General features: G+C 41.6%; 11 protein-coding genes, 2 pseudogenes and 1 other annotated feature. Of the genes and pseudogenes, 2 read left to right on the top strand and 11 right to left on the bottom strand.

Annotated features, from left to right (window positions below; genetic code table 11):
• Positions 1 to 17: 17 nt before the first annotated feature.
• The 9 genes and pseudogenes from DSBG_RS20410 to DSBG_RS23875 all read right to left on the bottom strand — a co-directional run.
• Positions 18 to 1,193: a cache domain-containing protein gene (locus DSBG_RS20410; protein WP_068966702.1), complete on the bottom strand. Its 1,176-nt coding sequence runs from the start codon at positions 1,191 to 1,193 to the stop codon at positions 18 to 20.
• 381 nt (positions 1,194 to 1,574) lie between these two features.
• Positions 1,575 to 2,738 (bottom strand): bifunctional 3-deoxy-7-phosphoheptulonate synthase/chorismate mutase, encoded by a 1,164-nt coding sequence (locus tag DSBG_RS20405; protein ID WP_282434242.1) that lies wholly within the window; start codon positions 2,736 to 2,738, stop codon positions 1,575 to 1,577.
• A 99-nt stretch (positions 2,739 to 2,837) separates the two neighbouring features.
• Positions 2,838 to 3,089, bottom strand: a binding site (T-box leader).
• A gap of 287 nt (positions 3,090 to 3,376) precedes the next feature.
• Positions 3,377 to 4,102 carry an ABC transporter ATP-binding protein gene (locus DSBG_RS20400; protein ID WP_068966698.1) on the bottom strand — a complete coding sequence of 242 codons (726 nt, stop codon included), beginning with the start codon at positions 4,100 to 4,102 and terminating at the stop codon, positions 3,377 to 3,379.
• The gene (locus DSBG_RS20395; protein ID WP_207647274.1) at positions 4,095 to 4,838 is read right to left on the bottom strand and encodes an ABC transporter ATP-binding protein; all 744 of its coding nucleotides are present in this window, start codon (positions 4,836 to 4,838) and stop codon (positions 4,095 to 4,097) included. The genes DSBG_RS20400 and DSBG_RS20395 overlap by 8 nt, the downstream gene beginning before the upstream one ends.
• Positions 4,839 to 4,867: 29 nt before the next feature.
• Complete coding sequence (locus DSBG_RS20390) at positions 4,868 to 5,920, bottom strand: branched-chain amino acid ABC transporter permease (protein ID WP_068966694.1); 1,053 nt, start codon at positions 5,918 to 5,920, stop codon at positions 4,868 to 4,870.
• Positions 5,921 to 5,922: 2 nt separating this feature from the next.
• Entirely contained in the window at positions 5,923 to 6,816 is an 894-nt protein-coding gene (locus tag DSBG_RS20385; RefSeq protein WP_068966704.1) for a branched-chain amino acid ABC transporter permease, read from the bottom strand.
• Positions 6,817 to 7,006: 190 nt separating this feature from the next.
• Positions 7,007 to 8,185, bottom strand: coding sequence for an ABC transporter substrate-binding protein (locus tag DSBG_RS20380; RefSeq protein WP_068966692.1), 1,179 nt, complete (start codon positions 8,183 to 8,185; stop codon positions 7,007 to 7,009).
• Between the two features lie 172 nt (positions 8,186 to 8,357).
• Complete coding sequence (locus DSBG_RS20375; RefSeq protein WP_068966689.1) at positions 8,358 to 8,945, bottom strand: hypothetical protein; 588 nt, start codon at positions 8,943 to 8,945, stop codon at positions 8,358 to 8,360.
• 261 nt (positions 8,946 to 9,206) lie between these two features.
• Positions 9,207 to 9,410, bottom strand: a pseudogene (locus DSBG_RS23875) (ABC transporter ATP-binding protein); the annotation flags it as partial.
• A gap of 70 nt (positions 9,411 to 9,480) precedes the next feature.
• Between DSBG_RS23875 and DSBG_RS20370 the strand changes: the two are divergent.
• Positions 9,481 to 10,404, top strand: coding sequence for a DUF3999 family protein (locus DSBG_RS20370; RefSeq protein WP_068966687.1), 924 nt, complete (start codon positions 9,481 to 9,483; stop codon positions 10,402 to 10,404).
• A gap of 40 nt (positions 10,405 to 10,444) precedes the next feature.
• Here DSBG_RS20370 and DSBG_RS20365 read toward each other — a convergent pair whose 3' ends face one another.
• Both DSBG_RS20365 and DSBG_RS20360 read right to left on the bottom strand, forming a co-directional pair.
• Positions 10,445 to 10,651: a helix-turn-helix domain-containing protein gene (locus tag DSBG_RS20365; RefSeq protein ID WP_009622554.1), complete on the bottom strand. Its 207-nt coding sequence runs from the start codon at positions 10,649 to 10,651 to the stop codon at positions 10,445 to 10,447.
• 9 nt (positions 10,652 to 10,660) lie between these two features.
• Complete coding sequence (locus tag DSBG_RS20360; protein ID WP_207647273.1) at positions 10,661 to 11,053, bottom strand: DUF2975 domain-containing protein; 393 nt, start codon at positions 11,051 to 11,053, stop codon at positions 10,661 to 10,663.
• A gap of 571 nt (positions 11,054 to 11,624) precedes the next feature.
• Here DSBG_RS20360 and DSBG_RS20355 point away from each other — a divergent pair.
• Positions 11,625 to 11,841 (top strand): annotated as a pseudogene (locus DSBG_RS20355) (trypsin); the annotation flags it as partial.

The following is an 11,841-nucleotide window of genomic DNA, read 5'->3' as shown; positions in this document are numbered from 1 at the left end:
CCCCCCAAGGGAGCCTTCTATAATGGGATAAACAGCTTAACCGGTCGGCCGACAGTGCCGTATTTCTGTTCAGATTTTAATAGTCCACTTTGTTCTAGAAATTCAAGGTAGCGACGTACGGTGACCCGAGTCAGCTTAACACCTTCCGCGACATCCTCAGCAGAGAGGGGACGGCGAGTTGCTTGTAGAAACTGTACTATTTGAGCGAGAGTGGATTGGTTTAAGCCTTTGGGCAGTCCTTCTTCGCCAATACACAAAGCCATATTCAGTCCAGATAGTGGCTGCTGATCAGTAGGGACCGTATTTTTGATAGTTAGTTCGGTTATTGCTTTATTAGTCTCGATCGGTTGTGTAGCTGTATTAATTTCGCCTTCAGTTGGATCATCGCTATTATTGCTGCCAGTCGTCGCCCTGCTAATTTCCCCTGTCAATGATTGGATCTGCTCTACCATCTGGTTGAAGGCATCTTCCAGCTCTCCAATTTCCTTGGCGCCGGAAACCTTGATCTTCTGAGTAAGATGTCCCGTTGCTACGTCCCGAGTTCCTAACATGATATTGTGCAAGGGGTGGATGATAACTTTCTGAAGGAAAAACCAAGTCAGAAGCGCTACCAAGATAGTTAAGGCTAGTCCTATTTCAGCCATTGTGATCAAAGACCTTGTGATAATTTCCTGCTCATAGGCATGGGAGATTCCTACATAAAAGATCCCAATAATGTTACCTGTCGATGTTCGTAAAGGGACATAACCTGTTTGGTATCGCTGTCCAACAACCGTAGCCTCGCCTAAATAAGTCTGGCCATTTTGCAATACTGTCTGGGCTACATTAGCGGCAACCTTGGTACCTATCGCTCGTTCGCCGTTTGAGCCGCGCACTGTGGTAGCTACCCGCGTCTCCCCACAAAACAAGGTCACAGTGTCCCCCGTTAGAAGGGCTAAATGATCCACTAAATCATTATTAAGACTGATTTTAATGGTTCCTTTATATAGGTTCCCGTCCTGAACTGACCATGAGCCAGGATATGTCTTATCTATAATTTCCCTACATGTTGCCAGATCTGTTTTAGCTTTAATCATAGCGGCAGCTACATCACGATCTTTCATATACCAACCTAGGATCGCGAGGAAGCTACCAGCTAGTAAAACAAGCGAACATAGCAGGAGTATGAGAATTTGATGCTTAAGCGAACGCACACAAGTTCACCTCTTTCGTCGACTTTATTACCGTATTATGGCCCTCAAGCAGATCATTTAAGAATAAATTCGCGAATTATGTTGAAAAACCTTCTTTGAGAAAACTTTATTAAGCAAATAATATTAAAAAAATGAACAGTCAAAAAATTTTGAGTGTTAATTTCCATCCCTTTATTCATTTCCCCTTGCTTCCTTCGACATCCTCCGTAGCAAGAGGAGTAAACCTCTGTCAATTCTATGTGTTTTTGGAGCAAATATGATATTAAACCTTTTCACAAATGGAAAAGCCTAGGATATTTCTACCTAGGCTTGACGAATACAAGGTACTGAATACATTCAGCTAAAAAACAGCAGGATTTCTGTGGCGCACCTACCTGAAAATCATTTACTTCCCAGGGGATAACACGAAAGGTCTAATTCTTTATCTAGGGCAACTTTACTTTTGATTTGGGATTGAACTCCGAACTCAAAAATTAAAGGGTAGATTTTTTTGACTAGCTCAGAGGGAAGTTGTAATTCTTCAGCTAAGTTAACTAGGCGCTGAATAATTTCTTTTTCTCGGTTGGTGTCTTTAACCCGATCCAAGCGTTTCTGATCTCCTACTTTTCCCACGATTTTCATGCGGGCCACTAGACATTTGATGATACTTTGATCAATGTTATCAATCTGAGTGCGCAGAGATTCAAGGGTATCCTCATCTTCCTGTCCACCACAAGCAAAAACTCTATTTACTGACCCGGCAACTGTTCCTAGCTCTCGAGCTAATTGGATAAATTGTTCCGGGTACAAGGACTGGGGCCCATCGCTTGTGGCCTCGGCAGGATTAGGGTGCATTTCGATCAATAAGCCGTCCGCACCTCCTGCAATAGCGGCTTTAGATAACGCGGAAATCAAATCTCTTCTACCCGCTGCATGACTTGGATCAACAATAACTGGCAGATGAGAAAGTTCTTTAGCCACTCCAACGGCACTTAGATCTAAGGTATTTCTAGTACTGGGCTCAAATGTGCGAATGCCTCGTTCACAAAGGATCACTTGGGGATTACCCGCAGCTAATATATATTCGGCAGCCAACAACCACTCCTCTATGGTTGCCGACAATCCTCGTTTTAAAATAATTGGTTTACTGATTGTACCGGCTAACTTTAGAAGCTCAAAATTTTGCATATTCCGAGCACCGATTTGAATAAGGTCAACCTTGTCACCCACTAAATCTAAACTTGATGCGTCAATCACTTCGGTGACACAGAGTAAGTCATTTTCTCTAGCAGCTTGAACCAAATAGTTAAGTCCTTCCAAACCTAAGCCTTGAAAACTATAGGGTGACGTGCGTGGTTTAAAAACCCCACCCCGCAGGATCTTGCCTCCTGCCTTTTTTACGGTTCTGGCTGAGCGGCTCATTTGGATACTCGATTCCACAGCACAGGGTCCACCCATTAGGATAATCTCTTTTCCTCCTATGGTTACCCCCTTGACCTCGATAGTACTTCGCTCAGTCGAAAATCTCGCCAATCTCAAATCTTTCATATAAATAACCTCCCTCAAATTTAATAATTTGCGGGGTTCCTTCTCTGCACGTTCCACCTCATCTGCGTTTATGATGATAGAACGAAGTGTGGCACAAAAACAACACGCCTGTCCTTAGATAAGGACAGACGTTAATCTGCGGTACCACCTTAATTGATGCACAAAAAACAAATGCATCCTCTCCTGCAGAGTGCCAACACACCCTTTGCCCAATAACGCTGGCTTTGCGTTGGTAGCTACTAAAGCCTAAGCCTTTTCGCTCCACCCTCAAGGGCCCATTTACCCGCTCCGTTACCTGCCGAGCTCCCAGCCTGCTCGACTCTCTGTGAGGTTGGTCTTGCGGTTTTACTTCCCCTTCAACGGTTTATATAATAATAGCACTCAAACCTATGAATTTCAACTCTTCAAGCCCGATTTCCTCGATTTCCTAAAAACTGCCAAAGCCGACTGCTTTCTTTCAATACATTGTCTACTAAATTGTCCCCATAGTCTTTGCTATGTCATTGTTTACATCAATGAATAGCACCAACGTCGTCTACAAAATAAAGCGTCTGCCCCAGATAAGGACAGACGTTAAGGTGCGGTAACCTCTAATTAATGCACAAACTATAGCATCTTCTCTTGTGAGTGCTAAACTATTTCAACAGATAACAAGCTTAGCCCTTCTGCATTGTGACACTCTCACCTAAATAGGCCTTTTTCACATCTTCATTGGCCAATAACTCTTTTCCAGATCCTTTAAGGATAATTCGTCCAGTTTCAATGACATAACCCACATCTGCAATGTGTAATGCTGCATTGGCATTTTGCTCGATCAAAAGAATGGTCATCCCTTGGCGGTGTATCTCCCGAACGATGTTGAAAATATCTTTGACAATGAGCGGAGCAAGCCCCAGGGATGGTTCATCCATCATGAGAAGTTTGGGGCGGGACATGAGGGCCCGTCCCACTGCAAGCATCTGCTGCTCGCCGCCGGACAGTGTACCGGCGAGTTGCCATTCTCGCTCTTTAAGCCGGGAAAAGAGGGTATAAACCCACTCGATGTCCTCCTTAATTCCCTGATGATCCTTGCGGGTAAAAGCCCCAAGCTTCAAATTCTCTAACACCGTCATATCCGGAAAAACACGTCGCCCTTCCGGTACCAAGGTAATCCCATTTTTTACAATATTATGGCGCTTCTCCGCCAGCAAATTTTTTCCATGATAAGTGATAGTACCCGCTTTAGGTTTAACGAGACCGACAATTGAGCGCAGCACCGTGCTCTTCCCAGCACCGTTGGCTCCCACCAAGGTGACGATTTTCCCTTCCTCTACCTCCAGGCTGATCCCTTTTAAGGCCTCAATCCCACCGTAGGCGACACTCAAGTTTTCGATTTTAAGCATAATCTTCTGCCACCCCCAAGTACGCCTCAATCACCTTCTGGTTATTTTGAATCTCATAGGGATTTCCTTGCGCAATCGTGACTCCATGATCAAAAACACAAATCCGATCGGAAATCCCCATGACAACTTGCATATGGTGTTCAATCATGAAAATAGATAAATGAAATTCATCCCGAATTTGGCGAATAAACTCGGTCAAATCGTCAGTTTCCTTGGGATTCATTCCCGCAGCTGGCTCATCCAAAAGGAGAATCTCCGGATTCGTTGCCAAAGCCCGCGCGATCTCCAAACGCCGCTGCTTGCCGTAAGGAAGTGAACTGGATTTTTCACCCTGCGCATCCACAAGCCCCACTTTATCCAGGAGGTTAAGGGATTTCTCCAAGATTTCCTTCTCCTCCCGACGGTAGCGGGGAAGTTTAAAGGTGGCTTCTAAAAAATTAGATTTAAGGTGCAAATGATTAGCAATTAAGACATTATCAAGTACAGTCAGGTCCTTAAACAAACGGATATTTTGAAACGTCCGCGCAATTCCTTGCTTAGTAATCTGATCCGGCCTTTGCCCTGTAATATCGTTTCCTTTGTAACTAATCCGCCCGATTGTAGGTTTATAGACTCCAGTAATCATGTTAAAAGCAGTTGTTTTTCCTGCGCCGTTTGGGCCAATCAAAGCAACAATTTCTCCTTGGTTTAAATCAAGGTTAAAGTCCTTGACTGCTGTCAACCCGCCAAAAATCATGGAGACATTTTCAACCTTTAATAGGTTCACTATTTGCTTCCTCCTTTGGCCAAAGGTTTTTTGCCAAACTTAACAAAAAGCCTGTCCCAGGTGAATTCATTGGTCCCCATAATTCCCCTATTAAAGAAAAGGACGACAATCATGAGCAGGGCTGAAAAAACAACCATTCGCAAACCGGAAATGCCTGGAATAACAAGGTTACCAATTGTCATAGATTCATCAAGGAAACGCAGGGCTTCTCCACCGATGGTGATAATAAACGCCGAAATAATAGTTCCAGTGATACTCCCCATCCCTCCAAGAATGATAATAAGCAGAATGTTGAAGGTAAGGAAAAAACGAAACATCAGGGGATCAATGGTTCCCAGTAAACTTCCTAAGAGTCCACCACCTACTCCCGCAAAAAAGGCCCCGATGGTAAAAGCTAGGACCTTATGCTTAAAGAGACTAATTCCCATACTTTCAGCCGCAATCTCATCTTCCCTGATTGCTTTAAACGCCCGACCATAACTACTGTTAATGAGCGACCCTATAAAAAGTACAGTTACCGTAGCAACCCCGAAGGTCCACCAAATATTAGACGATTCCGGAATGCTCTTAAGTCCGAGGGCTCCGTTCGTAACACTTTGCATATTTGTGAAAACTACCCGAATAATTTCCGCAAAACCCAGGGTCGCTATTGCTAGGTAATCCCCTCGAAGCCTCAAAGCCGGTGCACCAATCAAATAACCCACAATGCCCGCAAAAATCCCTCCAATTAGGAGTGCTAGGAAAAAGGGCACGTGCATGGTGTCTAGAGGCTTCATCATTGGAACCATGAAAAAGTTCTGCCCTTTCACTACGTCCGGCATCGTGAGAATGGCCGTAGTATACGCACCAACTGCCATAAATCCGGCATGCCCAAGTGAGAACAGCCCGGTAAAACCATTAATTAAATTCATACTTAAGCCAAGAACGACGTAGATAGCGCAAAGATTTAAGATCCTCATCTTGTATGAATCTAGAGTTTGATCGGCCAGATAAACTCCTAGGAATAAAACAAGAATTGCAATAACTGTCAACAGTGTCTTTTTTTGTTTCATAGTTACACCTTCTCCGCTATTTTCTCGCCGGTGATCCCAGTCGGCTTAAATAACAGAATGACAATCAGAAACACGAAAGCAAACGCATCTCTGTAGCCACTCAGGCTTGGGAGAAAGCCAACAATCATGATTTCTCCAATACCTAGGATAAATCCGCCAATCACGGCCCCTTTAATATTTCCGATCCCTCCAATTACGGCCGCAATAAAGGCTTTAAGGCCTGGCATTACCCCCATCAGTGGAGCAATCTGGGGAAATTTGAGCCCCCACATAATCCCGCCAACAGCAGCCAGCATGGAACCAATTGCGAAGGTTTGAGAAATTGTCAGGTTCACGTTTACACCCATAATCCCAGCCGTTTCGTAATCTTTTGCAACAGCCCGCATAGCCATCCCCGTTTTCGTATTGTGGATTAAATATAGAAGTCCTATAAGGAAAACGATTGTTACAATTGGAATAACGAAGGTAAGTTTTTGGATGGAAACCGATCCAAACTGGATACTATCCGTTAAAACCTTAACGGTAGGAAACGCCTTGGGACGTCCGCCGAATAACACAACCGCCAAGTTTTCGAGTAAGAACGACGCTCCGATCGCCGAGATCATAATGGAAATCTTCGGCGCATCGCGGAGTGGGCGGTAAGCCCCTCTTTCGAGCAACATCCCAAGGGCAGCCGTTAAGATAATAGCCAAGATAAAGGAAACATACCACGGGAGCATAAACGTGGAAACACCATAAAATGCGAAATACGTCGTCATCATAAACACATCGCCATGGGCAAAGTTTATGAGGCGTAAAGTTCCATAAACCATAGTATAACCAATGGCCACCAAGGCATATAAACTTCCTAGGGAAATCCCGTTTGCTAAATGCTGCAAAAACGTACTTAAGTCCATCCCCGTCAAAAACTGAAAAGCCGCGTTAAAGTTCATCACCTTAGTTTATCACCTCATTGTTCCTTATATTAATTGATAAGAGATCGCTTATATCTATTCATAAGAGATACGCTCCCCTTACAGCGAAGGAAAGCGTATCGGTAGCCAAACAAACTTTTGATTAGGTATCTGATTTGCATAGTCTCAAATGTTATTTGGCTTTAATGATATCCATGTAGGTGAACTTTCCATTTTTTACTTGTTTAATGACTGCATCTTTTACTGCATCCCCGTTCTCATCAAGTGTAATCATACCTGCTGCTCCAGGGAAGTCTTTTGTTTTAGCCAGTTGTTCTTGGATTTTAACAGGATCTGAGGAATTGGCTTTCTTGATAGCATCAAGAATTACGATATAGGCATCATATCCCAAAGCAGTGACCGCAGCCGGCTCTTTATCAGGGTTTTCTTTGCGGTATTCCGCTAAGAACTTCTCGGATTCGGGCGTAATTGGTTTTTCAGAAGTAAAGAAGGTCGAGAAGACAGCGCCTTCAACAGCATCTTTACCGATATCGATAAATTCAGGCGTCTCCCATGTATCTCCGCCAATGATCGGCGCTTTAATTCCAAGTTGTCGAGCTTGTTTAATAAGAAGTGCTGATTCAGTGAAGTTACCTGGTGCAAAGATAACATCAGGATTTTTCGCTTTTATGTTGGTTAATTGGGCAGAGAAATCTTGGTCTCCCGTATTATAGTTAGCCACACCAACAATCGCATTTTGGTCTCCCGTCAATTCTTTAAACGAATCTGTGAAGAATTTGGCAAGACCAATAGAGTAGTCACTGGAGACTTCTTGAACAATGGCCACTTTTTTAGCGTTCAGTTTATTAAAAGCGTAGTTGGCCATGACTTTCCCTTGAAACGGATCAATAAAGCAAACTCGGAAATAAAAGTCATTATTCTTTGTAACGAGTGGATTAGTTGCGGATGCCGCTACTGTCGGGACTTTGGCATTCTTTACAATATCTCCAGCGGCCATAGAAAGTGAGCTGCCCCAACTCCCAATGATTGCCGATACTTTCTCTTTTTCTACCAGCCGCGAAGCCGCGCTAGCTGCCTCCACTTTATCTGATTTATTGTCAACTGTTATTAATTCAACCTTCTTACCAAGAGCCTCTGGATAGAGTTTATTAGCTAGTTTGATCCCTTCAACTTCTAACGCCCCCCCGGCAGCATTTGCTCCGGTCATTGGTTCGAAAACCCCGATTTTGATCACATCTTCGCTTCCACTACTCCCAGTAGTGCTGGTATTTGGCGATTGGGTTCCACATCCGGACACAACAAGTGCACCTGCTAATAATGCAGATACGAGAACTGAAGCCATTTTTCTCATTCTTATTTCCTCCTTATTCTAGCCAACACATAATAACCTAAAATGTAAAATTACCTCCTATTCTCTTTTTCTCAGATTTTCGACTCTATATGTCATAAACGAAGTATAGATAGGTATGTCCTTCTTGTCAATACATATGTGCCTATGGCTAGGATACAGATATCTGAACCATCTAATTTAAATCGGATGTTGCTTCTGCTGAATTAATATTCATATCTGAATAGACGGTCCGAATGTTACTACTTAGTTCCCGATTTGCTGAATTCGAGGTTTCATTGCCGAATTCCTTTTGCGAAAAAACACTTGGATCGGCCAAAGTTACTATCGCCTGAGACGTTGCCAAACCATAGATGAGATGATGCCAAATTGCAGCATAGCCGCTTTGGGTTAAACGAGGATTCATTCTATAAAAACCCATTTTTTGCCCGAAATTATATAAAAATCCCCATGTAGTCACCGATAAGAAGACGCCTTTAATAATATGATGGTCCTTACCAAATCTTTTTAAGATTTCTATCATCCCGACACCTAGCACTGAGCCTACCGTCATATGAAATAACTGACCAATAAGAAAATTTTTACCTTTTTTTAATTTTGCTGGTTTCATAATCATCGACCCGGCTAAATACCCATATAGAGCTTCCGTTCTTCTATTTCGATATAGGATTATATTAGAGATATCCATACAAGTAACCCCAATTAATCCGCCAATTATTCCAACTAATATTGAGTCTTTGATTTTCAGCTTATTCACCTTCATCAATATGAAAACACACTCCTTTTTCGGGATTATTAATTTTTACGATACTTATTATTTGTAATAACAAGAAGTTTTATTATACGGCGTTATGAATCTTCCATCACCTTTTTAGATCCTTACAATCAATACCATATTATTCTCTTAATCTGAACAGAATGTTTAGTTAAGAACTATGCGTGGCACTTATAAACAAGGCTGGAAGCATGTGCTTCCAGCCTTGTTTATAAGTTCATTATTAACGATGTAACTATGAATTGCTGTTCAACTTAACAACATTCTGTCATTGTCAAGCTCTGCTCCGTTCTATTTTCAAACTGGGTGATCAGTCGTTCAATGGTCATAGTGCTTCTTTCCTGTCCCTGCAGATCAAGAATAATTTTTTCCTCATTGCATCATAGTTGTCCTTGTTCCAAACTCTAAGGAAGCCTTCATATTATGCGTGATCATCAGAGTACAAAGTTTATCCTAAAGGTTTATCCTAAAGGACAAACGGTCACTACTTATAGCTATCTTTCCACCCGGAGAGAGTACTATAATGGATAACAAGAAAGGTGGGGTATTCTTGAGCAAGCAAGGTGATTTCAATACGCCCCGACAAACGACCGAGTTCAAGATGTTAATTATGATGCATAAAATTGCAACCATTCTAGTGAGCTTTTTTCTATTAGCAACACCAGCATATGCTGGAAGCAGTTTTCAATATTCAAAACCTATTCAAACCAATAACTTGGCAGGGTATAAATTTATCGTTCTGGATAAGGATGTTTATACTCACAGTAACCAACCCCAACTTCAGGATGTAAGGATTTTTGATGATAAGGAGCAAGAAGTCCCTTATTTCCAAGACTCGAGCATCGCCACAACGACAACCCCCTATTCCACAATTCAAGATGGCAATGATACCGTGATTACGATTGCGGTGAACCATCTAAACGGATTTGGTTTAGAGTTACACTCAGATGATACGTTTGAACGAAATTATGTACTTTACGGAATGAGCGGCCAGACGAAATGGTATCTAACTGAAGGAACACTTGTAAATCGCCCTTTAGAGCCTTCTCTTCCAAAAAAGGATATTAATTGGGCCAGTACTAACCGTTTCGATGAGCTTAAGCTTATCATCCATAACCGTGATAATCTACCAATTGATTTAAACTCCGTAAGGTTCAGCTACTATCTTGATAGACTGGTTTTTAAGGATCTAGGGAACAGTTATTATCGTTTAGCTTATGGAAACACTGCCGCCGGTTCTCCCTATTACGATGTTACGGATTATAAAACCATTATTACTAAAGAACCTCTAACTCAAGCCACGCTGGGAACTGAAGTATCTACCCAACCTCTGCCACAACCCCCTGACAATCAAAAGAATTTCAAACCGCTTTTTACGACCGCTATTTCTGCCTTAGCTTTATTAATAACTGGTATAGGGTTAAGCCTAAGGAAAAAACAACGTTAGATATTCTCTTTTTAAATGACTAATCACTCTTTCACAAAATTCATGGTACTTTATATTCTAAAATATCCCCTGGTTGACAATCCAGAGCTTTGCATATTGCCTCTAAGGTAGAAAATCGTATTGCCTTTGCTTTGTTGGTCTTAAGGATTGATAAATTGGTTAGGGTTATACCAATTTTTTCACCAAGCTCAGTTGAACTCATTTTACGTTTTGCAAGCATCACATCAACATTAACTATTATCGGCATCCCCTCACCTCAAATCGTAAGATCATTTTCTTGCTTTAGTTCCATGGCATGCTTAACAAGTTGTATCAAGATTTGACCTACAAGTCCCACCATGAAAGCAGCTACCATTACAGTAAGTGACAACAAGTTTTTTAAAACAGCAAACGTGCCAATAGCATAGAGAAAGAAATCTGCAAAAGCACAAATACTGATGATATTCAACAGGGTTACGCTGCTATGGCTAAAGGGTTCTTGGCGTAAGACGTTATTACATAGTTTTTTAGCCATTAAAAGCAACACTACAAATGGTATTGCCGTCAAATACAAAAAAAACGTTATCCATAGAGCATTTAAGGTATGATTACCAGCATATTCAAGATATCTTTTTACTAAAATCGGCAGGGTAGGAAGAACGAACGCCATAATCACAATGAATATAAAAACCAGCAAATTCATAAACCTTGCGAAATAGTTATTATTCACCTTCATCACTTCCTTAACAAATTTTCATAATACTTTAGTATAGCATACAATATTATTGTTTATCAACGAATTATCAATAATAAACGATGATAAGCAACTATTAACCAGAACCAGATCTCTCGAACAAATGGTTGCTGACAGTGAGAAACAAGCTGCAGCATCTACTTCTATTAACACCTCAATACAGAATTAAAACAAATTGCTGCTACGCTTAAAGATAAAGCGGATGACCTAATTAGTTAAGATGTATAGCTATAGGAACCTTCGAACATAAAGAAGGGTGGAAGTGTAAATTACTTCTACCCTTCTTTATGTTCATCATTTCGCAAAACTGTGACTTAATCCCTAAAAAAACTTCACAATTTGCACCTTTTTACTTCACATATTTTAGTTATCCTTAGAGAGTAGCCAAGGGATATGACATCGTGATCAGAAAATAGTTGCAAAATGTTAAAGCAAAATTCATTTGGTATCTCACCTAAAATTGAGTATTAACCAGGAGGTATTAATCATGGATAACGAAACTAATTTACCACAGGACGACAATATCAATCCTTCTGAAAGTGCCTATAACGAAAACAAGGAACTTAAAATAATGTTTTCTCCTGAGCAACAAGTACCGATCGCTCACCACCGACCAAAAAAGAAATTTGTTGCGACTGCCGGCATCTGTTTAATCAGCGCAGTAATTGGTGGTCTCACAACGGTTGCCACCATCCCCTATATTT

It is taken from the genome of Desulfosporosinus cupriresistens (assembly GCF_001707885.1).
GTDB lineage: Bacteria > Bacillota > Desulfitobacteriia > Desulfitobacteriales > Desulfitobacteriaceae > Desulfosporosinus.
Note: the sequence above shows the minus strand (reverse complement) of the source record. Positions and strands in the feature narration are given on the sequence as shown.